Raw genomic sequence first — 23,270 nt, 5'->3', positions numbered from 1 at the left:
GCTGACTGCGCGGGCCGCGGCCCGGGACGTCAGGAGGCGAGCACCTCGTCGAGGATCGCCTCGGCCTTGTCCTCCTCGGTGTGCTCGGCCAGCGCGAGCTCCGAGACGAGGATCTGCCGTGCCTTCGAGAGCATGCGCTTCTCGCCGGCGGACAGACCGCGGTCGGCGTCGCGGCGGGAGAGGTCGCGCACGACCTCGGCGACCTTGATCACGTCGCCCGACGCGAGCTTCTCGAGGTTCGCCTTGTACCGGCGCGACCAGTTGGTCGGCTCCTCGGTGTAGGGTGCACGAAGCACCTCGAACACGCGGTCGAGACCCTCCTGGCCGACGACGTCACGCACGCCGACGAGGTCGACGTTCTCGGCTGGGACTTCGATGGTCAGGTCGCCCTGCGCGACCTTGAGCTTGAGGTAGATCTTGTCCTCTCCGCGGATGGTGCGCGTCTTGATCTCCTCGATCAGTGCGGCTCCGTGGTGCGGGTAGACAACGGTCTCGCCTACTGTGAACGTCATCTGCAGATGTCCCCTTTCGCGGTGGTCCACCTTACCACGCGGAAGGGCGGAAATCCGAGCCCCTGCGCCCCTTGACAAGCCCGTCACCAGCACGTTCGCCCAGGTCAGAGCCGTGTCAGCGCGCCTGACGAATCTCGGGAAGGGGCCCCTTCGGCCCCTCGGGAGCGCCCCGCGGGCCCTCTCAGGACCTTCACCTCGCCCGACGACCACCGTCCCGGCGCGCCCGGAGCCACGTGACGCCGCTCACGCCACGGTCGCGAGCCGGCCGTTCCGGCCGCCCCCGCCCTCCCGACGCACTAGGCTGGGCGCGGAATCCCGTCCCCCTTCTTGCAGCCCTGGAGTGCACGTGACCCGCATCCCGACCCCCGAGCCTCGACCCGTGCGGAGTCCCGAGCGACCGGCCGTGCGCGCGCCTGGGCCGTGCCCCTCCTGGTCGCCGGTGTGGCCCTCGCGTCCGCCTGCTCCCCCATCGAGACGAACCGCCCGTACTCCCCCTCCGACGGCCTGCGGGTCGACCTCACCAGCGAGCTGCGCGGGCTCAACCTGCTCGTCGTGAGCGCGGAGGACGGCGAGCCGGGCGCCCTCGTCGGGGCCTTCGCCAACGACTCGACGGAGGACGTGGAGTTCGACGTGACGCCCGAGGGCGGCGCGCCGGTGACGATCCCCGTCGCGGCGGGCGAGACGGTCTACCTCGGCGCCGAGGACGGCTTCGACGCGCAGATCGGCCGCGTCGACGCGGAGCCGGGTGCGATGCTGCCCGTCACCGTGAGCGCGACGACGGGCGAGGAGCAGACCCTCTCCCTCCCCGTCCTCGACGGCACCCTCGAGGAGTACGCGCACCTCCTGCCGTGACCGCGCAGGTCGCGCCGGAGATCGGCTCGGCTCGTGTCACCGCCCGGCGCTAGCCTTCGCGTGCCGCCCCACCACCCTGGTCGGGGCCTCGTACCGAAGGAACCCTGGTGACCCTCCCCCGCTCCACCCGCCGGCCGCTCGTCCTCGTCGTGAGCGCCGCCGCCCTCGCCCTGACCGCGTCGGGCTGCGGCGCGATCCTCGACGAGATCTCCGGACCCGCCGACGCCCAGCGCGACGAGCCCGGCGGCGAGGTGACCGAGGCGTCGGACGCCGACGTCTTCTCGGTCCAGGTCGGCGACTGCATCGTCTCCTCGAAGCTGGACGACGCGGACCTGGTCGAGTCCGTGCCCGTCGTGCCGTGCTCGGAGCCGCACGACGCCGAGGTCTACGCCGAGACCGAGCTCCCCGCGGGCGACTACCCCGGTGACGAGGCCGTGACCACGAGCGCCGAGGAGTTCTGCTACGGCGCGTTCGAGCCGTTCGTCGGGCTCCCCTACGAGGAGTCGGCGCACGAGTACTGGTACTTCACGCCGCGCGCGGACGGCTGGACCCGGCAGGGCGACCGCGTGGTCCAGTGCGTCCTCGACACGAACGGCACCGACGTCACGGGCTCGCTCCAGGGCAGCGCGACCTGATTCCCCTGATCCGTCCCGCACGCACGACGGCGCCCCTCCCCGCGGGGGGAGGGGCGCCGTCGCGCGTCGGGCCGGGGCCGTGACGGACGGGCTCAGGTCACCCGAAGCGGCCGGAGATGTAGTCCTCGGTGGCCTGCTGCGTGGGCGAGGAGAACATCGTCGCGGTGTCGTCCATCTCGATGAGGCGCCCGGGCTTGCCGGTGCCCGCGATGTTGAAGAACGCGGTGCGGTCGCTCACGCGCGCCGCCTGCTGCATGTTGTGCGTGACGATGACGATCGTGTACTCGTCCTTGAGCTCGGCGATGAGGTCCTCGATCGCGAGCGTGGAGATCGGGTCGAGCGCCGAGCACGGCTCGTCCATGAGGAGCACCTGGGGCTTGACGGCGATCGCGCGCGCGATGCACAGGCGCTGCTGCTGGCCGCCGGAGAGGCCCGAGCCCGGGCGGTCGAGGCGGTCCTTCACCTCGTTCCACAGGTTCGCGCCGCGCAGCGACGACTCGACGAGGTCCTCGGCGTCGGCCTTCGAGATGCGCTTGTTGTTGAGCTTCACCCCCGCGAGCACGTTCTCCTTGATGGACATCGTGGGGAACGGGTTCGGCCGCTGGAAGACCATGCCGACCTGGCGGCGGACGGCGACCGGGTCGACGTCGTCGCCGTAGAGGTCGACGCCCTCCATCGCGACGGTCCCCTCGACGCGCGCGCCGGGGATCACCTCGTGCATGCGGTTGAGCGTCCGCAGGAACGTCGACTTGCCGCAGCCGGACGGGCCGATGAAGGCCGTCACGGACTGGGGTTCGATCGTCATGCCGACGTCCTGCACCGCGAGGAAGTCGCCGTAGTAGATGTTGAGGTCCTTGACGTCGATGCGCTGTGCCATCGGGGCTGTCCTGTTCTAGCGGAGGGTCTTGGGCGCGAACCAGCGGGTGACGAGTCGCCCGACGAGGTTGAGCAGCATGACGATGAGGATCAGCGTCAGGGCGGCCGCCCAGGCCCGGTCGTAGTTGATGTCGGGGAGGCACACGGCGTCGGTGACGTTGCTGCAGGGCACCAGGCCCTGGCTGTACTGCCGGTAGACGTACACCGGGAGCGTCATCATGCGGCCCTCGAAGAGGTTGCCGTTGATCGAGTCGACGACGCCGACCGTGATGAGGAGCGGCGCCGTCTCGCCGATCACGCGCGCGACGGCGAGCATGACACCCGTCGTGATGCCGGCGATCGACGTGCGGAGCACGACCCGCACGACCGTGAGCCACTTGGGCACGCCGAGCGCGTAGGCGGCCTCGCGCAGCTCGTTCGGCACGAGCCGGAGCATCTCCTCGCACGAGCGCACGACGACCGGGATCATGAGGACGGACAGCGCGACCGAGCCGACGATGCCCATGCGCACCCCCGGCCCGAACAGCACCGCGAAGAGCGCGTACGCGAAGAGGCCCGCGACGATCGACGGGATGCCGGTCATGACGTCGACGAAGAACGTCACGGCGCGCGCGAGCGGCCCGCGCCCGTACTCGACGAGGTAGATCGCGGCGAGCAGGCCGATCGGCACCGAGATCACCGCGGCGCCGAGGGTGATGAGGAGCGTGCCGAGGATCGCGTGGTAGATGCCGCCCGCGTCCATGCCGCCGAACACGCCGCGCATGGAGTGCGTCAGGAAGTAGACGTCGAACCGCTCCATGCCGTGCACGACGACGGTCCACGCGACGGACACGAGGGGCACCATCGCGAGCGCGAACGCGCCCCACATGAGGACCGTCATGGTGCGGTCCTTGCGGCGGCGTCCGGCGTCCGCGCCGCGCAGGAGCGCGCGCACGGACGCGGTGCGCTCCGGGTCCGGTGCGGAGGCCCCGCGCGCGGGGCTGGTGCTGAGGGCGCTCATCAGTTGGCTCCCGAGAAGTCCTTGCGCCGCGCGACGATCGCGCGGGCGCCCATGTTGACGAGCAGGGTGATGACGAACAGCGCGAGGCCCGTCGCGATGAGGGCGCTCACCCCGAGCGGGTTCGCCTCGGGGAAGTCCGCCGCGATGTTCGCGGCGATCGTCTGCTGCTGCCCCGCCTGCAGGATCTTGAACGAGTAGAGGAGCCCGGGCGAGAGGATCATGAGCACGGCCATCGTCTCGCCGAGCGCGCGCCCGAGGCCGAGCATCGCGGCCGAGATGACGCCCGACCGCCCGAACGGGATGACCGCGGTGCGGATCATCTCCCAGCGCGTCGCACCGAGGGCGAGCGCGGCCTCCTCGTGGAGCTTCGGCGTCTGGAGGAACACCTCCCGGCTCACGGCCGTGATGATCGGCAGGATCATCACGGCGAGCACGAGCGCGACGGTGAGCAGCACACGACCGGTCGGCGACTCCGGGCCGGCGAAGAGCGGGAACCACCCGAGGGTGTCGGCGAGCCAGGACCACACCGGCACGACGACCGGCGGGAGGACGAGCGAGCCCCACAGGCCGTAGACGACGCTGGGGATCGCCGCGAGCAGGTCGACGACGTAGCCCAGGGTCGAGGCGAGCCGGCGGGGCGCGTAGTGGGAGATGAACAGCGCGATGCCCATCGCGACGGGCGTCGCGAGCACGAGCGAGAGCGCCGCCGCGAGCAGCGTGCCGAAGATCAGCGGCCCCACGAACGACAGGAGCGACGCGCCCTCGGGGAACCACGCCACCTGCTCGCTCAGCTCGGCCCCGCCCGCGCTGAGCGCGGGCCACGCCCGCAGCAGCAGGAAGATCGCGACCGCGGCCAGCACGGCGAGGATGAGCGCGCCGGCACCCGTCGCGGTCCAGCGGAACGCGCGGTTCACGCCCCGGTCGCTGTTGCGGGCGCGGCGGCGCGAGGTGCCCGCGCGACGCGCGGGCTCGGACGAGCCGCCCGGCGCGGGGCCCGGCGTCGTGGGTGGGGCTGTGGTGGTCACTCTCGTGCTCCCGGTGTGCTGTCCTGCGGCGTACGGTCTGGTCGCGGGTCGGGGGCGACGGGGCCCGCAGGCCCCGCCGCCCCCGGCGCCCGGCGGTCGTCAGCCGGCGGCGCCGACCGTGATGGCCTCGACGGCCGCGTGGACGTCCGTGCGCAGGTCCTCCGAGATCGGCGCGCTGCCCGCGGCCGACGCGGAGGCCGACTGGCCCTCCTCGCTCGAGACGTAGGTGAGGAACGCCTTGACGAGGTTGCCCGTCGCCTCGTCCTCGTAGTTGAGGCACGCCACCGCGTACGAGACGAGCACCAGCGGGTAGGCGCCGGCCTCGGTCGTGGTGCGGTCCAGCTCGACCGCGATGTCGTGCTCGTGCCGGCCCTCGACGCGCGGCGACGCGTCGACGACCTTGGCAGCGGCCTCCGGGGAGTAGGCGACCCACTCCTCGCCGACCTTGATCTTCGCGGTGCCGAGGTCGCCGGCCTTCGAGGCGTCGGCGTAGCCGATGGTGCCCTCGCCGCCCTGGACGGTCTGCACGACGCCGGACGTGCCCTGCGCGGACTCGCCGCCCTGCGTCGGCCAGTCGCCGCTCGGCTCGTGGCCCCACGCGTCGCCCGCGGTCGCGGCGAGGTACTCGGTGAAGTTCTCGGTGGTGCCCGACTCGTCGGAGCGGTGGACGGGCGTGATCGCCACGTCGGGGAGCGTCGCATCGGGGTTGTCGGCGGCGATCTCCGGCGCGTTCCACTGCGTGATGGTGCCGTTAAAGATGCCCGCGATCGTGGCCGGGGCGAGGTTCAGCTCGGCGACCTCCGGCAGGTTGTAGATGATCGCGATCGGGCTGACGTAGACGGGGAGGTCGATCGCGCCGTCGGGGCCGCACACGGCCTGCGACTGGGTGATCTCCTCCTCCTTGAGCACCGCGTCGGAGCCGGCGAACGCGACGCCGCCCTCGAGGAACTGGGTGCGGCCACCGCCGGAGCCGACCGGGTCGTAGTTGACCGTGACGTCGGGGTTCGCGCTCTGGAACCCGGCGCGCCACGCCTCCATGGCGGACTCCTGCGAGCTCGCGCCCGCACCGTTGAGCTCACCGCTGAGGTCGCTCGCGGTCTCGGACGAGCCCTCGGAGGAACCACCGGTGGAGCCGTCGGCGCCGCCGACGGGGTCGTCCGACCCGCACGCGGCGAGGGTCAGGGCGAGCGCGCCGACCGCGACGGCGGATCCTGCACGGGAGAATCGGCTGAGCTTCACTCTTCGTTCCATCCTGTTCACGCGTCTCGTGCCACCAGCGAGCGCCGGTGACGATCCCGACGCTAGGAGCGCCGGGTGACGCGTTCCCCGAGAGCGGGTGAACGACGGATGAACAGTGCACAGACCTTCCGTGCCGGGCTGCCGGCTCGCACGACGGGCTCCGCGGCGTCGGACGACGACGGCCCCGGTGCGTCCGCGAGGGACGCACCGGGGCCGTCGTGCCGGCACTCGCGCCGGTCGTTCGTGCCGGACGGGACCGCCGGACGGGACCGCCGGGTCAGGCCTGCCCGACGCCGTCGGCGATCTTGTAGCCGAGGCCCCGCACCGTGAGGAGGTAGCGCGGGCTCGCGGGCTCGGGCTCGATCTTCGACCGGATGCGCTTGACGTGGACGTCGAGGGTCTTGGTGTCCCCCACGTAGTCCGTGCCCCACACCCGGTCGATGAGCTGCCCGCGCGTGAGCACGCGACCGGCGTTGCGCAGGAGCAGCTCGAGGAGCTCGAACTCCTTGAGCGGGAACGGCACGACCTCGCCGTCCACGCTCACGGTGTGCCGCTCGACGTCCATGCGGACGGGACCGACCTCGAGCGCGCTCTCCGCGACCGGTTCGGCGCCGGCCTCCCCGCCCTTGCGCCGCAGCACGGCGCGCACGCGCGCGAGCAGCTCGCGGAACGAGTACGGCTTGGTCACGTAGTCGTCCGCGCCCAGCTCCAGGCCCACGACCTTGTCGATCTCCGAGTCCTTCGCCGTGAGCATGATGACGGGGACGTCGCCACGCTGGCGCAGCTCCCGGCACACCTCCGTGCCGCTCAGGCCGGGGAGCATGAGGTCGAGCAGGACGAGGTCCGCGCCGTCGGCGTCGTACCGCTCCAGCGCCTCCGTACCGGTCGCCGCCTCGACGACGTCGAAGCCCTCGCGCCGCAGCTGGTACGTCAGCGGGTCGCGGTACGACTCCTCGTCCTCCACCACCAGGATGCGCGTCACGCGCCTACCTCCTTGTTCCGTGCGCCCGCGTCCGGGGCGCCGTCGTCCGACGCGTGCTCGTGCGGCACGCGCTCGTGCTCGTCCGGTGCGCGACCCTCCGTCGCGTGCCCGTCGGGTGCCTGCTCGGCCACCCGGTCGGTCACCGTGCCGCGCGTCCGCGCGGCCGGGACGTTCGCCGCCGGGATGCGGAGCGTGAAGGTCGACCCGCGGCCCGGCTCGGACCACATCGTCACCTCGCCGCCGTGGTCGGCGGCGACGTGCTTGACGATGCTCAGCCCGAGGCCGGTGCCCCCGGTGTCGCGCGAGCGCGCCGGGTCGACGCGGTAGAACCGCTCGAAGACCCGCGCCTGCTCGTCGGCCGCGATCCCGATGCCCTGGTCCACGACGGCGATCTCGACGAGGTCGCCCGACCGCGTCACCCCGACGCCGACGCGCGTGTTCTCGCCCGAGTAGGCGACCGCGTTGTCGAGGAGGTTGCGCACCGCGGTGACGAGCAGGTTGTGGTCGCCGTAGACCGCGGCGTCCAGCTCGCCGCCCGTCGTGAGCACGATGCCCTTGCCCTGCGCGGTCGTGCGGGCGCGGTCGACGGCCTCCTCGACCACGCCGCGCACCGGCACGACCGTCACCTCCTGCAGGGCTCCCGCGACCTGGAGCCGCGACAGCTCGATGATCTCCTGCACGAGCGCGGACAGGCGCGTCGCCTCCGACTGCATGCGCGCGGCGAACCGGCGCACCGCCACCGGGTCGTCCGCGGCGTCCTGGACCGTCTCCGCGAGCAGCGCGAGCGCGCCCACCGGCGTCTTCAGCTCGTGGGACACGTTGACGACGAAGTCGCGGCGGATCGCCTCGACCCGACGCGCCTCCGTCCGGTCCTCCGCGAGCACGAGCACGTGGTGCGGGCCCACCTGGGCCACGCGCACCTGGAGCATCACCGTGCCCCGGCCGACGGGGCCGCGCGGGAGCTCGAGCTCCTCGTCGCGGATCACGCCGTCCCGGCGCACGTCGTCGATCATGTCGCGGATCGCGGCGTGCGCGATCGCGTCGCCGCGCACGACCCCCAGCGCGTACGCGGGCGGGCTGGCCCGCACGACCTCCCCCTCGCCGTCGAGCACGACGGCGGCGGACCGCAGCACGGCCAGCACCCGGACGAGTCCCTCGTCGAGCTCCGGCGCGGTCTCCTCGCGCGCGGCGCGCTGCTGCCGCTCGCTCACGCGGAACGCGATCGCGGCGATCACGCCGACGACGATGCCCACGACACCGGCGAGCAGCACGGTCACGCCCTCGATCAGACTCTCGGCTTGCACCCGTCCAGCGTACGGTCGCGCGCGCTCCCTCCCGGCCCCACCGGACCCTGGGCGGGCCCGAGCCGCCAAGAGTTCACCTGACGGCGCACTGGTGTTCACCGGCCGGTCGACCACGCCTGCGAGCGTGTCAGGAGCCGACGGCGTGCCCGGGCGCCTCCCGGCGCGTCGGGGCGCACGCCGTCACGGACCGGACCGACCGGTCACGACGAGAGGGAAGCGATGCGGGAGATCTTCGAGGCCGAGCTGAAGCAGGTCGGCGACGACCTGGCCGAGATGAGCCGGCTGGTGGAGTCGGCCGTGAACCGCGCCGGGCAGGCGCTCCTCACGGCGGACCTGCAGCTCGCGCAGTCGGTGATCGGCGACGACCACACGATCGACGCCCTCGAGCGCGAGCTCGACGAGCGCTGCGTGCTGCTGCTCGCGCAGCAGCAGCCCGTCGCGACCGACCTGCGGGTCGTCGTCAGCGCGCTGCGCATGAGCGCCACGCTGGAGCGCATGGGCGACCTCGCGCGCCACATCGCGCAGGTCGCGCGCGGCCGCTACCCGGGCCGCGCGATCGAGCCGTCGCTGCACCGCACGTTCGAGCAGATGCACGACGCCGCCGTCCGCGTCGCGCGGCGCACCACGACGCTCCTCACGACGCGCGACCTCACCGTCGCCGCGAACATCGAGCGTGACGACGACCTGCTCGACAAGCTGCACCAGGACACGTTCAGCGCGCTGCTCGACGGCACGTGGACGGGCACGCCGCAGGAGACGGTCGACGTCACGCTCGTGGGCCGCTACTACGAGCGCTTCGGCGACCACGGGGTGTCGATCGCCAAGCGCGTGACGTACCTCGTGACCGGCGAGTTCGCCGACGACCGCGGCGCCCCGGCGGGCACCACGCGCGCGACCGCCTGACCCAGCGCCGGGAGCACCCGCTCGACCGACGCAGACGACCGTGGCCCGTCCGGATCTCCGGACGGGCCACGGTCGTGCGCGGGGTGGGGCCGGTCAGCGGCCCTGGTTCGCGACCGCCGCGGCGGCCTCGGCGGCGGCCTCGGGGTCGAGGTAGCGGCCGCCCTTCGTGACGGGCTCGAGGTCCTCGTCGAGCTCGTAGAGCAGCGGGATGCCGGTCGGGATGTTGAGCGCGGCGATGTCCTCGTCGGAGATGCCGTCGAGGTGCTTGACGATCGCGCGCAGCGAGTTGCCGTGCGCGGCGACCAGGACGGTCTTGCCCGCCTTGAGGTCGGGGACGACCTCGCCGTCCCAGTACGGCAGGGCGCGCTCGAGCACGTCCTTGAGGCACTCGGTGCGCACGACGGGGGCGTCGGCGTAGCGCGGGTCCGTGTCCTGCGAGAACTCGGAGCCGAGCTCGATCTCGGGCGGCGGGACGTCGTAGGAGCGGCGCCAGAGCATGAACTGCTCCTCGCCGAACTCCTCGAGCGTCTGCTTCTTGTTCTTGCCCTGGAGCGCACCGTAGTGCCGCTCGTTGAGGCGCCAGGACCGCTTCACGGGGATCCAGTGGCGGTCGGCCGCGTCGAGCGCGAGGTTCGCCGTCGTGATGGCGCGGCGCAGGAGCGAGGTGTGCACGACGTCGGGCAGGACGCCGGCCTCCGCGAGGAGCTGACCGCCGCGCTTCGCCTCCTCGGTGCCCTTCTCCGACAGGGCGACGTCCACCCAGCCGGTGAACAGGTTCTTGGCGTTCCATTCGCTCTCGCCGTGGCGGAGCAGCACGAGGGTGTAGGTCATGCCTCCATCCTGCCGCACGGCCCGGCGCGGCGGCACGCGCGTCCCACGTGGTGGTGACCGTCGCCGCGCGGCGTGGGACGAAGGTCCGACCGTCCCGGGCCGCCCGAGCAGCGCCGCGCCACGGCCGGGGGCGCGGCCGGGAATCAGCGCGCCGTCGCGCACGTTCTCTCCCGCATGCCGATCGACGGAGAGTACGCACCGAGCCCGAGCACCTGGTCCCGCGAGCAGGCGGAGGCCTACGAGTCGTCCGGCGGGACGCGCAACACGACCCTGAACGGGATGCCCGTCGTCGTCCTCACGACGCTCGGGCGCCGCAGCGGCAAGGTCCGCAAGACCCCGCTCATGCGGGTCGAGCACGACGGCGCGTACGCGGTCGTCGCATCGCTCGGCGGCGCGCCGAAGCACCCGGTCTGGTATCTCAACGTGCTCGCGCACCCGCGGGTCGAGCTGCAGGACGGCACCGAGCGGCACGACTACGTCGCGCGCGAGGTCCACGGCGAGGAGAAGGCGCTGTGGTGGGAGCGCGCGGTCGCGGCCTACCCGCCGTACGCCGACTACCAGGAGAAGACGTCGCGGGAGATCCCCGTCCTCGTGCTGGAGCGCGCGGGCGACTGAGCCCGGCGTGACCCCGCGTACCGGTCCGCGCGGTCAGCGCGCCGCGCGGACCTTCTTCGCCTGCGCGTAGACGTCGAGCATCCGGACCGCCGCGACGTCCCACCCGAACCGCTCCCCCGCGCGTCGGGCGCCCTCGCCGAGGGTCGCGAGGCGGGCGTCGTCGGCGAGCAGGTCGGCGAGGACGCGCGCCCAGGTCGCCGGGTCGTGGTCGGGCACGAGGACGCCGGAGACCTGGTCCTCCACCACGGTCCGCAGCCCGCCGACGGCGGCCGCGACCACGGGCGTGCCGCTCGCCTCCGCCTCGGCCGCGACGAGCCCGAACGTCTCGTTGTGCGAGGGGACGGCGACGACGTCGGCCGCCCGGTACCAGCGCACGAGCTCGTCGCGCGGGACGGGCGGGCGGACGACGAGCCGGTCGCTCACGCCCACCTGGTAGGCGAGGGCCTCGAGCTCGCGGACGGCCGTCGGGCGGCCGCTGGGGCCGCCGAGCACGACGAGCGTCGGCACGGGCTCCCCGCGCGCGGCGAGGACGCCGAGCGCGCGGACGAGCACGTCCGGGCCCTTGAGCGGCTGCACGCGCCCGGCGAAGAGGACGAGGCCGCCGTCCGCCGGCAGACCCAGCTCGGCCCGCAGCGCGCGCCGCCGCTCGCGGCGCGCCCGGGCGTCGCCGGTCGCGGCGCCCGGAGCCGGGGAGAACAGCTCGAGGTCGACGCCCGGCGGCACGACGTGCACGCGCGCCGGGTCGGCCGCGTAGTCGCGCACGAGGTCCTGCGCCTCCGCGTCCGTGCTCGCGACGAGCGCGTCCGCCTCCGCGACGACCTGCTCCTCGCCGATGATGCGCCCGAGCGGCTCGGGCGCGTCGCCCGGCGCGAGCGCCGCGTTCTTCACGCGCGCGAGCGTGTGCATGGTGTGGACGAGCGGGACGTCCCAGCGGTCGGCGGCGAGCCACCCGACCTGCCCCGAGAGCCAGTAGTGCGTGTGCACGACGTCGTACCAGCCCTCGCGGTGCCGCGCCTCGGCCCGGAGCACCCCGGCCGTGAACGCGCAGAGCTGGCCCGGGAGGTCGTTCTTGTCGAGCCCTTCGAAGGGCCCGGCGGCGACGTGGCGCACCGTCACGCCGTCGGACACCTCGACCACGGGCGGCTGGCTCGACGCCGTCGCGCGCGTGAAGATCTCGACCTGCGTGCCGCGGCGCGCGAGCGCGTGCGCGAGCTCGGTGACGTACACGTTCATGCCGCCCGCGTCGCCGGTGCCCGGCTGGTCGAGCGGCGACGTGTGCACCGAGAGCATCGCGACCCGCAGCGGGTCCGACGGGTCGGGGGCGGTTCTGCCCGGCAGGTCGAGCGTCGTCACGGCGGGTCAGGCCTCCACGACGCACGCCGGGGCCGGGAGCGCGAGCACGTCGAGCACCTGGGCGGCGCCGTCCGAGCGGCGCACGCGCAGGAGCGCGACGTTCGACGTCGGGGCGTCCGGGCGGGCCACGGCGGGCCGCTCGATGAGCGGGTCGTCGTTCTGGTTCGCCACGACGACGAGGTCGTGCAGGGGCGCGTCGGCGTCCCCCTGGTCGGCCTCGGCGGCCGACTCCGCGCCGGTCGCGCCCCCGAGGATCGCGAAGTGGCGCGGCCACGCGCCGCCCACGGGCGAGTCGGCGAGGTGGCGCAGCGTCGGCACGCCGCCGTCCGGCCCCGGCTCGACCGCGTGCACCGCGAGCACGTCGGCGCCGCGCACCGCGGCGAGGACGCGCGTGCCGTCCGCCGTGACCGCGACGTGCGAGGGGTAGTTCCCGCCGTCGGCAGGAGCCGCGGCGTGCGTGACGTCGTAGCGCGCGACGACGTCGTAGGTGCGCACGCCGTCCGGCCCGTCCACCGGGGACAGCAGGAACAGCGCCGGGTCCAGCTCGCCGACGACGACGAGGTGCCCCGACGGCAGAGCCGCGAGGTGGCGCGGGCCCGTGCCGGGCGGGAAGGTCGCGACGACGCGGGCCGTCGAGCCGTCGGGCGCGGCCGGGTCGTGCCGGCGCAGCTCGTCGGTGCCGAGGTCGACGACGAGCACCGCGCCGCTGCCGTCGTCCGCCGCGCCGAGGTGCGCGAGGGGCGCGACGAAGTGCGCGTGCGGCCCCTCCTGGCGGTCGGCGACCGGGCCGGTCCCCGCGTGCCGCTGCCGGCGCGGCCCGACGTCGGACGCGGTCGCGTCGAGCGCGCCGTCGTCCGTCGTCGGCACGACCGTGAGGACGCCGTCGCCGTAGTTCGCGACGAGCACGTCACCGCTCACGGCGACGTGGCACGGGTACGAGCCGCCCGTGGCGACCGGGCCGCCCCGAGGGGCGAGGGCGCCGTCGGGCCCGACGGCGAACGCCGAGACCGAGCCGGCCTCCGTCTCCCCCACCGCGTAGAGCGTGTCGCCGTCGAGCGCCAGGAACGACGGCGACCCCGACGCGGCGGCGAGCGTGCCGCCCCCGAAGGAGCCGGTGCCCGCGGCCGGGTCGACGTCGAGCTCGACGCGCCACACGCCCTCCGCGCCGCTCGGGTGCGGGTAGGTGCCGATCCAGAGGGCGCGGGTCGCGGAGGTCATGCCCCGAGCCTAGTTCTCCGCGCGGGCGGCTCGGCACGAGCGCCCCCGGCGCACGAGAAGGGCGCCCGGCCGACGTGTCGTCGGCCGGGCGCCCCGGTGCTCGGTGAGACGACGCGTCAGTGCGCGGCGTCGTACGCGGTCTGGATCTCCTGGGAGATCCGACCACGGTCGTTGACCGTGTAGCCGTTGGCACGGGCCCACTCGCGGACCTCGGTCGCACGGGCCGAGCCGGACGAACGACCGCCGCCGCTGCGGCGGGCCGGCCGGGCCGAGCTCGTGCGGGACGAGACCTTGCGCGCGTTGCCGACCCACGAGGCAAAGGCGTCGCGCAGCTCTTGGGCATTCTTCGTGCTGAGGTCGATCTCGTAGGAGACGCCGTCGAGTGCGAACGTGACGGTCTCGTCGGCCGCACCCCCGTCGAGATCGTCGACGAGAATTACCTGGACTTTCTGGGCCACTGTGGTTTCCTCACGCTTCACAGGAATTGCTGTCGCCGTCAGGATGCCACCGCGAATGGCGAGCGTCAATTGAACACGCCGCGCCGACGGAACGTGCGCGCCGTACCCGACGGGCAATTCTTGGACGGAGGTCCATCATTTCGGGACGCCGCCCGAGGGCCTTCCGCGGAGATCAGGAGTCGTGCGCGGGAGCAGCATTCCCGCGCGCGGCGGATTCCTGTTCCGCGTCGAGACGCGCCAGCGCGGCGCGCTCGTTGCGGTCCGCGCGCACGATCGCGCGCATCGCGACATAGAAGAGCACGCCGACGCCGATCGACGGGATCAGCGCCGCGAGGGTGGGCCAGATGTCCATGCTGTCGGTCCTAGGTTCTCGGCCGCGCTACTGCGCGGGCTTCACGAGCGGGAAGAGGATGGTCTCGCGGATGCCGAGACCGGTGAGCGCCATGAGCAGGCGGTCGATGCCCAGGCCCATCCCGCCGGACGGCGGCATCGCGTACTCCATCGCGGTGAGGAAGTCCTCGTCGATGCGCATGGCCTCCTCGTCGCCGGCCGCGGCGAGCAGGGCCTGCGCCTCGAACCGCTGCCGCTGGACCACCGGGTCCACGAGCTCGGAGTACGCCGTCGCGAGCTCGACGCCGCGCACGTAGAGGTCCCACTTCTCGACCTGCCCGCGCACCGTGCGGTGGTCGCGCGTCAGCGGCGAGGTCTCGACCGGGAAGTCCCGCACGAACGTCGGTGCCACCAGGTGGTCTCCCACGAGGTGCTCCCACAGGCCTTCGACGAGCTTTCCGTGATTGACGTTCTTCGGGTCGAAGGAGAGCTCGTGCTTGTCCGCGAACGCCCGCAACGTCTCGACCGACGTCTCGGGGGTGATGTGCTCGCCCAGCGCGTCCGAGAGCGAGTCGTACATCTTCAGCTGGGTCCATTCCCCGCCGAGGTCGTACTCCGTGCCGTCGGCGAGCGTCACGAGCGTCGTGCCGAGAGCATCCTGCGCGGCGCGCTGGACGAGGTTCTGGGTGAGCACGGCCATCGTGTCGTAGTCGCCGTAGGCCTCGTACGCCTCGAGCATTGCGAATTCCGGCGAGTGCGTGGAGTCCACGCCCTCGTTGCGGAAGTTGCGGTTGATCTCGAACACCTTCTCGACGCCGCCGACGGCCGCGCGCTTGAGGAACAGCTCGGGCGCGATGCGCAGGAACAGGTCGATGTCGAACGCATTCATGTGCGTCTCGAACTGACGCGCGGCGGCACCCTCCGGACGCGTCTGGAGCATCGGGGTCTCGACCTCGACGAAACCGCGCTCCCAGAAGTTCTCGCGGATCGAGCGCACGACGGCGGCGCGCAGGCGCACGGTGTCGCGTGCGGCCGGGCGGGCGATGAGGTCGACGTAGCGCTGGCGCACGCGCGCCTCCTCCGAGAGCTCCTTGTGGAGCACCGGGAGGGGACGCAGCGCCTTCGCGGCGATCTGCCACGCGTCCGCGAACACGCTCAGCTCGCCGCGGCGCGAGCTGATGACGCGGCCGTGCGCGAACAGGTGGTCGCCGAGGTCGACGTCGGACTTGAACGCCGCGAGCGACTCCTCCCCGACCACGGCCTGGCTGAGCATGACCTGCAGGCGGTTCCCCTCGCCGTCCTGCAGCGTGGCGAAGCACAGCTTGCCGGTGTTGCGCAGGTACACCACGCGGCCGGCGACGCCGACCTCGTCCTGCGTCTCCTCGCCCGTCTCCAGGTGCGCGTACGCGGCACGGACCTCGGCGATCGTGGTCGTGCGCGGCACCGAGACGGGGTAGGGCTCGTCGCCGCGCGCGAGGATCCGCTCGCGCTTCTCGCGGCGGACCTGCATCTGCTCGGGCACGTCGTCGACGTGGTCCTCGGGCTCGGGCACGGCAGGAGAGGGAGTTCCGGCGGGGGAGGTCACCCCTGGATTCTACCGACGCTCCCGCGTCCCCGAGGTAGAGCCGTGGTCGCGCGAGGTAGAGCCGTGGTCCGCCGAGGTAGAGCCGTGGTGGTGACCGGGGCTCTACCTCGCGGGACCGGGGCTCTCCCTCGGCGGGAGGGTGGGGAGGAGGTCGAGCGCGAGGTCGAGGATCGGGGCCGAGTGGGTGAGCGCGCCGACGGACAGGTAGTCGACGCCGGTGCCCGCGACCTCGCGCGCGCGGTCCAGGGTGAGGTTGCCCGTCGCCTCGAGCTCCACCTTCGCCGGGACGCCGTCGGTCCCCTCGCGCGCCCGCACGGCCGCGACCGTGTCGGCGAGCACCGGCGTCGGCATGTTGTCCAGGAGCAGGAAGTCGGCGCCCGCCGACAGCGCCTCGAGCGCCTGCGCCGTGGTGTCGGCCTCGACCTGCACGAGCACGTCGGGGAACGCCCGGCGGATCGCCTCGATCGCGGCGCTCACCGACCCCGCGGCCACGACGTGGTTGTCCTTGACCATCGCGACGTCGTACAGGCCCATGCGCTTGTTCGTGCCGCCGCCCGCGCGGACCGCGTACTTCTCGAGCGCGCGCAGCCCGGGGGTCGTCTTGCGGGTGTCGAGCACCTGGGCGCCGGTGCCGGCGAGCTCGCGCGCCCACGCGCGCGTCGCCGTCGCGACGCCCGACGCGCGGCTCGCGAGGTTGAGCAGCGTGCGCTCCGCGGTGAGCAGCACCTGGACGGGGCCGGTCAGCGCGGCGAGGACGCGGCCGCGGCCCACGGCCTCGCCGTCGGACGCGGCGAACGTCACCTCGACGGGCGGGAGGCCGAACCGCTCCGCGACCTGTCGCGTCACCTCCTCGACCACCACGAGGCCCGCGACGACCCCGTCCGCGCGCGCCACGAGGTGCGCGGTCCCGGTGGCCGCGGCCGGCACCGTCGCCTGGGTGGTCACGTCGCGCCCGGGCACGGGGCCCAGGTCCTCGTCGAGCGCCCGGGCGACGGTCTCGGCGATCCACGCCGGGTCGAGCCCGGGCTCCACGCGGGACGGGACGGCGGACGACGCTCCGCCGTCGGCGGGACGGGCGGGCACGGGCTCGGCAGGGCTGCTCACGGTCCCCCACGCTATCCGCTCGCGTGCCCGCAGCGTGCCGCTGCCCGGCGGCTCCCGGTCGCCGCCCGCCCACGCCGTCGTGCAGGCCCGCGGTCGCCAGGTCGCGCGCCGCGCCTCAGCGGACGATCAGGGTCCCGTCCGCGCCGAGCGAGACGAGCACGCGCCGCTCCCACGCGGGGTCGCTCGCCGGGAAGTCGGTGCGGAAGTGGCCGCCGCGGCTCTCGGTGCGCAGGGCCGCCGCGACGGTGAGCGCGGTCGCGACCTGGTGCACGTTCGTCGTCTCCCACTCCGCGGCCTGCGGCTGCGCGACGACGTCGCTCGCCTCGTGCGCGTCGGTGCGGACCGCGGCGAGGCGGGCGGCGGCGGCCGCGAGCCCGTCGCCGTCGCGCAGGACGCCCGGGCCCGCGGAGGCGATCGACTGGATGCGCGAGCGCGCGGCCGCCGCCACGAGGGCCGACGGTCCGGGGCGGCCGACGGGCTCGCCTACCTCGAGCTCGCCCGCGGCCACCCGCTCCGTGATCTGCCGCGCCGCGCGGTGGGCGAACACGAGCCCCTCGAGCAGCGAGTTCGACGCGAGGCGGTTCGCGCCGTGCACGCCCGTGCACGCGACCTCGCCGATCGCGTAGAGGCCGTCGACGGTGGAGCGACCGTGCAGGTCCGTCACGACGCCGCCCGAGTGGTAGTGCTGGGCGGGCGCCACGGGGACGGGCTCCTCGGTCCAGTCGAGCCCGTTCTCGGCGAGCCGCTCGGTGATCGTCGGGAAGCGCGCGCGCAGGAACTCGGCGCCGAGGTGCCGCGCGTCGAGCAGCACGTGGTCCGAGCCGGTCGCGGACATCTGCCGCACGATCGCGTGCGCGACGACGTCGCGCGGCGCGAGCTCGGCCATGGGGTGCTGCGCGGGCATGAACCGGTGGCCGTCGGTGTCGAGGAGGATCGCGCCCTCGCCGCGCACGGCCTCGGAGATGAGCGGGAGCTGCCCCTTGGCGCCGAGGCCGAGCCACAGCACCGTGGGGTGGAACTGCACGAACTCGAGGTCGCCGAGCGTCGCGCCCGCGCGCAGCGCCGCGGCGATGCCGTCGCCCGTGGCCTGCGGCGGGTTGGTCGACGAGCGGAACACCTGCCCCACTCCCCCGGTCGCGAGCACGACGGCGCGCGCGAGGACCGCACCGACGCCGTCGCGCGAGCCCTCGCCGCGCACGTGGAGGGTCACGCCGCACGCGCGGGGAGCGCGGTCGCCGGAGCCGTCGGTCGTCAGCACGTCGAGCACGAGCGCGTTCTCGATGACCTCGATGCCCGGGTCGCGCCGCACGGCCTCGAGCTGCGCGACGAGCGCGCGCGAGATCTCCGCGCCCGTGGCGTCGCCGCCCGCGTGCGCGATCCGGTCGGCGTGGTGCCCGCCCTCGCGCGTGAGGGCGATGTCGCCGTTGGCCGCCCGGTCGAAGTTCGCGCCGCGCGCGACGAGCTCGCGCACGCGTGCGGGGCCCTCGGTGACGAGCACCTCGACGGCCGCCGGGTCGCACACGCCGGCCCCTGCGACGAGCGTGTCCGCGAGGTGCGCCTCGGGCGAGTCCTCGGGGTCGAGCGCGGCCGCGATGCCGCCCTGCGCCCAGACCGTCGACCCGGACGACAGCTCGCCCTTGGTGACGAGCAGGACGTGGGGCACGCGCGTGCGCAGCTCGAGCGCGGCGGTGAGCCCGGCGATGCCCGAGCCGACGACCACGACGTCCGCCGTCGTCGTCCACCCCGGTGCGGGGGCGGCGAGGGACCGGGCGAGGTGGGGCGCGGACGCCCCGCCGGCCCGGGTCACGCGGGGCGCACCGCGGAGGCCACGCCGCCGTCGTCGACCGCGCCGCGGAACGGGGCGAACGGCAGGCCGCTCGCCTCGAGGCCGTGGCCCGCGGGCACGAGCCCGGGCTCGTCGGAGAGCTCGACGATGCGGTTCTGCTCGTCCACGAAGACGACGTTCGGCAGGTAGGTGCGCGCGTCGGCGTCGTCGAGCATGCCGTAGGCGATGAGGATGACGACGTCGCCCGGACTCACGAGGTGCGCGGCGGCGCCGTTGATGCAGATCTGGCCCGCGCCGCGCTCGCCCGGGATGACGTACGTCGTCAGGCGCGCGCCGTTGGTGACGTCCACGACGTCGACCTGCTGGCCCGGGTAGAGGTCCGCGGCGTCGAGCAGGTCGGCGTCCACGGTGATCGAGCCGACGTAGTGCAGGTCGGCCTGCGTCACCGTCGCGCGGTGGATCTTGCCGATCATCATGGGTCGCTGCAGCGACGCCGGACGTCGCGGCGGGGTCTGCGCGGTCACGCGGTTCCTCCAGGTGCGGGGGCACGGCCCGCGGGGTCCGCCGCCCGGGTCGCGGGCGGCACGATCTCGACGGCCGTGTTGTCGATGAGACGCGTGGTGCCCACGCGTGCCGCGACCAGGAGGAGCCCGGGGCCGACGGCGCCGGGCGCCAGGTCCTCCACGGTAGCGGGATCGACGAGCACCACGTAATCGACGTCAACGCCGTCGGTGGCCTCCAGGATTCCCCGCGCGGCGGCGAGCACGGACGGCGCGTCCTCCCCCGCGGCCGCGGCGTCCCGCCCGGCGCGCAGCGAGCGGCTCAGCGCGAGCGCGTGCTCGTGCTCGGCCGGGGACAGGTACGCGTTGCGCGACGACCGCGCGAGGCCGTCCGCCTCGCGCACGGTCTCGACGGCCAGGACCTCCACGTCGAGGTCGAGGTCGGCGACCATGCGGCGCACCGCGAGGAGCTGCTGCGCGTCCTTCGCCCCGAACACGGCCACGTCCGGCCGCACGAGGTGGAGCAGCTTGAGCACGACCGTGAGCACGCCGTCGAAGTGCCCGGGCCGCGACGCGCCCTCCAGCACCGTCCCGATGCGCCCCGACGTCACCCGCACGATCGGGCCGTCGGCCGAGCCCAGGTCGGGGTAGAGCTCGTCGACGGGCGGCGCGAACACGACGTCGACCGCCGCGTCCGCGCCCGCCGCGGCGAGCAGCGCCACGTCGGCCGCGACGTCGCGCGGGTAGCGCTCGTAGTCCTCGCCGGGGCCGAACTGCAGCGGGTTGACGAAGTCCGTCACGACGACCTGGCCGTCGGGGCCCGCCTCCGCGCGCGCCCGGCGCACGAGCTCGAGGTGCCCGGCGTGCAGCGCACCCATGGTCATGACGACGACGCGGCGACCGTGCGGGTGCTCGGCGCGCCACGCGTCGAGCGCGGTGCGCAGCGCGGCGCGCGTCGTCACGACGGCCGGGGTCCCGGCTGCGGGGGGCCCGGCGTCCGGGCGGGGGGTGCTCGTCATGCTCGTCCTTCGTCGTGCGGGTCCTGCTGGTCGGGCCGGTCCTGCTGGTCGGGCCGGTCCTGCGGGTCGGGCCGGTCCTGCGGGTCAGGCGCGGGCGCGTCGAGCGCGTCGAGGAGCTCGCGGGCCGCCTGCTCGCCCAGGCGACCGCCCGCGAGCGCGCGGTGCGTCGCGGCGCGGCTCAGCGCCCGGTACGACGGCGGCACGTCCGCCGCGTCGCTCGTCGCGGCGAGCGCGTCCAGGGCGGCGAGGTGCTCGCGGACCGTGCCGACGTCGCCCCGCGCCACCGGCCCGGTGAGCCCGAGGAGCGCCCCGGCGCCCGCGCCCGTCCCCGACTCGGCGCCCGCGTCGGCGCCCCGCGTCGCGCCGTCGAGGGCGGCAGCGAGGAGCGGCGCGAGCGCGCGCCCGGGCTGGTCGACGCCCGCGGCCTCGAGCGCCTGCGCGGCCTGCGCGACGAGCACGACGAGGTGGTTCGCGCCGTGCGCGAGGGCCGCGTGGTAGAGCCCGCGCGACTCCTCCGCGACGACGACGGGCTCCCCGCCGAGCTCGACGACGAGCGCCTGCCCGATCGGCAGGACCGGGCCGGGCGCGGTGACGGCGAACGTCGTGCCCTCGAGCCGCGCGAGGTCGAGCGACGTGCCGGTGAACGTCATGGCGGGGTGCAGCGCGAGCGGGATGGCGCCGGCGGCGCGCGCGGGGTCGAGGACGGCCGTGCCGTAGCGGCCCGACGTGTGCACGACGATCTGGCCGGGCTGCCACGCCCCCGTGTCGGCGAGGCCGCGGACCAGGGCCGGGAGCGCGTCGTCGGGCACGGCGAGGAGCACGAGCTCGGCGCGCTCCACGACCTGCGGGACCTCGAGAACGGGCACCCCCGCGAGGAGGGTCTCGATGCGGTCGCGCGACGCGTCGGACACGCCGCTCGCGCCCACGACCGCGTGGCCGACGGCACGCAGGGCGCTGCCGAGGACCGCCCCGACGCGGCCGGCCCCGACGACGCCGACCCCGAGCCGCCCGGGGCGGCGACCGCCGTCCGCGGCGCTCACGCGTTCTCCTCGAGCGGGACGTCGTCGCGGCGCATCCAGAGCTCCGGTCCTGCGTGCGCGCGGGCCTCGCGGGCGCGCTCGGCCTGGGTGTCGAGGAGGCGCGCGGCATCGCCCGCGTCGAGGTGTCGCACCTGGGGCGAGACCGGACCCGGCGTCGAGTGCACGGTGAACGACGCGACCTCGAGCCGGCGCTGCAGCGGGCCCTGCTCGAGCCCGAGCGACTGGGTGCGCTCGTGGGGCACGACGACGAGGGTGCGGAACACGCGCCCGCCGCGCAGCAGGAGGGCGCGGTCGGTGACGCTGAAGCCGTTGCGCCGCCACGCGACGAGATCCAGCAGGCGCGCACGGCGCGGGGACGCGACGAAGTGCTGCCCGGCGTCGAGCCCGGACAGGCCCTCGTCGAGCAGGCCGCGGGGGTCGGGCGTGCCGAGGTCCGGCAGCACGAGCCACAGGGCCGCGAGCGCCTCGTCGCGCGTGCCGACGGGCAGGAGCACGCTCGTGCTGTCCGTCCCGTCGGTGCTGACGCCGTAGCCCGCGACGTTGACGTCGACGCGCCACCAGTCGGGCCCGCGCCAGAACGGGCCCTGCCGCAGCCGCACGGCCTGGACGCGACCGGGCGGGATCGTCTGCGAGCGGGTCTCCAGCAGGCCGTGGCGCAGGCGGATGCCGTCGGGCGAGATGGCGGACCGGAAGCCGAACTCGCCCGTGAACCGGGAGAACAGGAACCCGCCGAAGCCGAGCACGGCGGGCAGCGCGCTGAACAGGATCCCGATCTCGCGCGTGCCGACGACGACGCCCGCGATGCCGAGCACACCGAGGACGAGGCCGACCGTCGCGCCCGACCGCAGGAGCGAGGCGACGAGCCGACCCGGCCCGACGGCGGTCACGGGCTGCTCGGGCGCCTCGGCGACGAACGACGGCGCGTCCGTCGCGGGGACCGTGACCTCTCCGGCCGGCGTGCCGACGGTGCCGGGAGAGCCGGGGACCGCGGTCGCACCCGGGGCGCCCGTCGCCGTCGCGGCGGCCGGGCGCTCGCGCGCGACCCGCAGGCCCGCGGCGCGCGCGAGGAGGTCGTTGCGCAGCCGGTTCGCCTCCGCCTCCTTGAGGAAGCCGAGCTTCACGCCCGAGTCCGCTCCCCCGGCGACCTCGAGCTTGAGCTCCGCGAGCCCGAAGAACCGGGCGAGGAGCGGCTGCACGACGTCGACCGCCTGGAGCCGGTCGAGCCGCGCCTTGCGCTGCTGCCGGAACAGCACACCGGTGCGCAGGTGCACCGACTCGTCGTCGACCGCGTAGCTCGTCATGCGCCACGCGACCGCCGAGTACCCGAGCCCCACGAGCCCCACCACGAGGATGCCGAGGAGGATCATCCACCAGCGGTCGCCCTCGAGGAGGTTCTCCCCCTCGGGCAGCCCGTTGAGCGTCTGCTGGCCGACGACGACCAGGAGCACCGCGATGACAGTCCAGCCCCGCACGAGCGGGGTGACCGGGTGCACCCGGTGCCACACGAGGTCGTCGGTGGCCGGTGCGTCGTTCACAGGCCCGCCAGCCTCGCCTCGCCGCGCGACGCGAGCCGGTCGCGCAGGCGCTCCGCCTCGGCGGGCTCGAGACCGTCGATCGTCGCGTCGGTCGACGCGGACGCCGTGTGGAGCTGGACCTGGGCGATGCCGAGCTTGCGCGCGAGCGGCCCGGCCTGGACGTCGACGTACTGCATGCGGCCGTAGGGCACGACGACGAGCGTGCGGAACATGATGCCGTGGCGGATCAGGAGGTCGTCGTCACGCTCCGCGTAGCCGATCGCGCGGACCTGGCGCGGCACGAGGACGGCCGCCCACAGGCCCAGGAGCGCGAGCACGCCGAGCACGAGCCACTGCCACCAGTGCGGGAAGAGGATCGCGAGCACGACCACGGCGACGGCCGGGACCGCGAGCGTGATGCCCACGGACAGCAGGCGCGCCGTGACGAGCCGCGGCGACACGCGCGTCCACTCGATGCCGGGCGGGTCGAAGGGGCCGGTGCCGCGGGGGTCCTGGTCCCGTGCAGGGTCGGTCATGCGTCGATTCTCCCATCCCGTCCCGGTGCGGACCGGGTCGTGCACAGGCCGGG

24 protein-coding genes are annotated in these 23,270 nt (G+C 74.4%); 4 read left to right on the top strand and 20 right to left on the bottom strand.

Features of this window, described 5'->3' with window-relative positions:
• Nucleotides 1-29 precede the first annotated feature (29 nt).
• Complete coding sequence (locus B8281_RS07375; protein WP_031315710.1) at nucleotides 30-512, bottom strand: CarD family transcriptional regulator; 483 nt, start codon at nucleotides 510-512, stop codon at nucleotides 30-32.
• Between the two features lie 420 nt (nucleotides 513-932).
• On the opposite strand from B8281_RS07375, the gene B8281_RS07370 reads away from it, so the two are divergent.
• Complete coding sequence (locus tag B8281_RS07370; protein WP_044144199.1) at nucleotides 933-1,364, top strand: hypothetical protein; 432 nt, start codon at nucleotides 933-935, stop codon at nucleotides 1,362-1,364.
• Between the two features lie 107 nt (nucleotides 1,365-1,471).
• Entirely contained in the window at nucleotides 1,472-1,999 is a 528-nt protein-coding gene (locus B8281_RS07365) for a septum formation family protein (RefSeq protein ID WP_198163180.1), read from the top strand.
• 97 nt (nucleotides 2,000-2,096) lie between these two features.
• Here the strand turns inward: B8281_RS07365 and pstB are convergent, their stop codons facing one another.
• From pstB to B8281_RS07335, 6 genes are all read right to left on the bottom strand, one after another.
• Nucleotides 2,097-2,876 carry a phosphate ABC transporter ATP-binding protein PstB gene (gene pstB / locus B8281_RS07360; RefSeq protein WP_034654020.1) on the bottom strand — a complete coding sequence of 260 codons (780 nt, stop codon included), beginning with the start codon at nucleotides 2,874-2,876 and terminating at the stop codon, nucleotides 2,097-2,099.
• A gap of 15 nt (nucleotides 2,877-2,891) precedes the next feature.
• Nucleotides 2,892-3,875 carry a phosphate ABC transporter permease PstA gene (gene pstA, locus B8281_RS07355; protein WP_021481980.1) on the bottom strand — a complete coding sequence of 328 codons (984 nt, stop codon included), beginning with the start codon at nucleotides 3,873-3,875 and terminating at the stop codon, nucleotides 2,892-2,894.
• A complete protein-coding gene (gene pstC, locus B8281_RS07350; protein WP_085387367.1) occupies nucleotides 3,875-4,900 on the bottom strand; it encodes a phosphate ABC transporter permease subunit PstC in 1,026 nt (341 codons plus the stop codon). Before pstC ends, pstA begins: the two co-directional genes overlap by 1 nt.
• Before the next feature lie 99 nt (nucleotides 4,901-4,999).
• Complete coding sequence (gene pstS / locus B8281_RS07345; RefSeq protein WP_232322709.1) at nucleotides 5,000-6,139, bottom strand: phosphate ABC transporter substrate-binding protein PstS; 1,140 nt, start codon at nucleotides 6,137-6,139, stop codon at nucleotides 5,000-5,002.
• 277 nt (nucleotides 6,140-6,416) lie between these two features.
• The gene (locus B8281_RS07340; protein WP_076406159.1) at nucleotides 6,417-7,121 is read right to left on the bottom strand and encodes a response regulator transcription factor; all 705 of its coding nucleotides are present in this window, start codon (nucleotides 7,119-7,121) and stop codon (nucleotides 6,417-6,419) included.
• Nucleotides 7,118-8,425 carry a cell wall metabolism sensor histidine kinase WalK gene (locus B8281_RS07335; RefSeq protein ID WP_232322708.1) on the bottom strand — a complete coding sequence of 436 codons (1,308 nt, stop codon included), beginning with the start codon at nucleotides 8,423-8,425 and terminating at the stop codon, nucleotides 7,118-7,120. The genes B8281_RS07340 and B8281_RS07335 overlap by 4 nt, the downstream gene beginning before the upstream one ends.
• Before the next feature lie 219 nt (nucleotides 8,426-8,644).
• Here B8281_RS07335 and phoU point away from each other — a divergent pair, with 219 nt between their 5' ends.
• Nucleotides 8,645-9,328, top strand: coding sequence for a phosphate signaling complex protein PhoU (gene phoU, locus B8281_RS07330; protein ID WP_021482507.1), 684 nt, complete (start codon nucleotides 8,645-8,647; stop codon nucleotides 9,326-9,328).
• Between the two features lie 93 nt (nucleotides 9,329-9,421).
• Here phoU and B8281_RS07325 read toward each other — a convergent pair whose 3' ends face one another.
• A complete protein-coding gene (locus B8281_RS07325; protein WP_085387365.1) occupies nucleotides 9,422-10,159 on the bottom strand; it encodes a phosphoglyceromutase in 738 nt (245 codons plus the stop codon).
• Between the two features lie 174 nt (nucleotides 10,160-10,333).
• Between B8281_RS07325 and B8281_RS07320 the strand changes: the two genes are divergently transcribed.
• Complete coding sequence (locus B8281_RS07320) at nucleotides 10,334-10,774, top strand: nitroreductase family deazaflavin-dependent oxidoreductase (protein WP_085387364.1); 441 nt, start codon at nucleotides 10,334-10,336, stop codon at nucleotides 10,772-10,774.
• Between the two features lie 33 nt (nucleotides 10,775-10,807).
• Here B8281_RS07320 and mshA read toward each other — a convergent pair whose 3' ends face one another.
• The 12 genes from mshA to B8281_RS07260 form a co-directional block, all read right to left on the bottom strand.
• Nucleotides 10,808-12,064, bottom strand: coding sequence for a D-inositol-3-phosphate glycosyltransferase (mshA, locus tag B8281_RS07315; RefSeq protein WP_085388659.1), 1,257 nt, complete (start codon nucleotides 12,062-12,064; stop codon nucleotides 10,808-10,810).
• Between the two features lie 69 nt (nucleotides 12,065-12,133).
• Nucleotides 12,134-13,345: a beta-propeller fold lactonase family protein gene (locus B8281_RS07310; protein ID WP_085387363.1), complete on the bottom strand. Its 1,212-nt coding sequence runs from the start codon at nucleotides 13,343-13,345 to the stop codon at nucleotides 12,134-12,136.
• Nucleotides 13,346-13,461: 116 nt separating this feature from the next.
• Nucleotides 13,462-13,803 (bottom strand): Lsr2 family protein, encoded by a 342-nt coding sequence (locus B8281_RS07305; RefSeq protein ID WP_021483784.1) that lies wholly within the window; start codon nucleotides 13,801-13,803, stop codon nucleotides 13,462-13,464.
• 172 nt (nucleotides 13,804-13,975) lie between these two features.
• Nucleotides 13,976-14,155: a hypothetical protein gene (locus B8281_RS07300; RefSeq protein WP_021483783.1), complete on the bottom strand. Its 180-nt coding sequence runs from the start codon at nucleotides 14,153-14,155 to the stop codon at nucleotides 13,976-13,978.
• A 27-nt stretch (nucleotides 14,156-14,182) separates the two neighbouring features.
• A complete protein-coding gene (lysS, locus tag B8281_RS07295; protein WP_051027899.1) occupies nucleotides 14,183-15,718 on the bottom strand; it encodes a lysine--tRNA ligase in 1,536 nt (511 codons plus the stop codon).
• A 102-nt stretch (nucleotides 15,719-15,820) separates the two neighbouring features.
• A complete protein-coding gene (gene nadC, locus B8281_RS07290) occupies nucleotides 15,821-16,750 on the bottom strand; it encodes a carboxylating nicotinate-nucleotide diphosphorylase (RefSeq protein WP_085388658.1) in 930 nt (309 codons plus the stop codon).
• A gap of 187 nt (nucleotides 16,751-16,937) precedes the next feature.
• Nucleotides 16,938-18,629, bottom strand: a complete 1,692-nt coding sequence (locus tag B8281_RS07285) for an L-aspartate oxidase (protein ID WP_085387362.1) — start codon at nucleotides 18,627-18,629, stop codon at nucleotides 16,938-16,940.
• Complete coding sequence (gene panD, locus B8281_RS07280) at nucleotides 18,626-19,084, bottom strand: aspartate 1-decarboxylase (RefSeq protein WP_051028700.1); 459 nt, start codon at nucleotides 19,082-19,084, stop codon at nucleotides 18,626-18,628. Before panD ends, B8281_RS07285 begins: the two co-directional genes overlap by 4 nt.
• A gap of 44 nt (nucleotides 19,085-19,128) precedes the next feature.
• Nucleotides 19,129-20,127, bottom strand: coding sequence for a pantoate--beta-alanine ligase (gene panC / locus B8281_RS07275; protein WP_085387361.1), 999 nt, complete (start codon nucleotides 20,125-20,127; stop codon nucleotides 19,129-19,131).
• Nucleotides 20,124-21,167, bottom strand: coding sequence for a Rossmann-like and DUF2520 domain-containing protein (locus tag B8281_RS07270; RefSeq protein ID WP_085387360.1), 1,044 nt, complete (start codon nucleotides 21,165-21,167; stop codon nucleotides 20,124-20,126). The genes panC and B8281_RS07270 overlap by 4 nt, the downstream gene beginning before the upstream one ends.
• Nucleotides 21,164-22,702, bottom strand: coding sequence for a PH domain-containing protein (locus tag B8281_RS07265; RefSeq protein ID WP_085387359.1), 1,539 nt, complete (start codon nucleotides 22,700-22,702; stop codon nucleotides 21,164-21,166). Before B8281_RS07265 ends, B8281_RS07270 begins: the two co-directional genes overlap by 4 nt.
• Nucleotides 22,699-23,217, bottom strand: a complete 519-nt coding sequence (locus B8281_RS07260) for a PH domain-containing protein (protein ID WP_043660504.1) — start codon at nucleotides 23,215-23,217, stop codon at nucleotides 22,699-22,701. The genes B8281_RS07265 and B8281_RS07260 overlap by 4 nt, the downstream gene beginning before the upstream one ends.
• Between the last annotated feature and the right edge of the window lie 53 nt (nucleotides 23,218-23,270).

The organism is Cellulosimicrobium sp. TH-20, from assembly GCF_002105775.1.
In the GTDB taxonomy this organism is placed as follows: Bacteria; Actinomycetota; Actinomycetes; order Actinomycetales; family Cellulomonadaceae; genus Cellulosimicrobium; species Cellulosimicrobium funkei.
The sequence above is the reverse complement of the archived record's forward strand: the minus strand, read 5'-3'. Positions and strand labels throughout refer to the sequence as shown.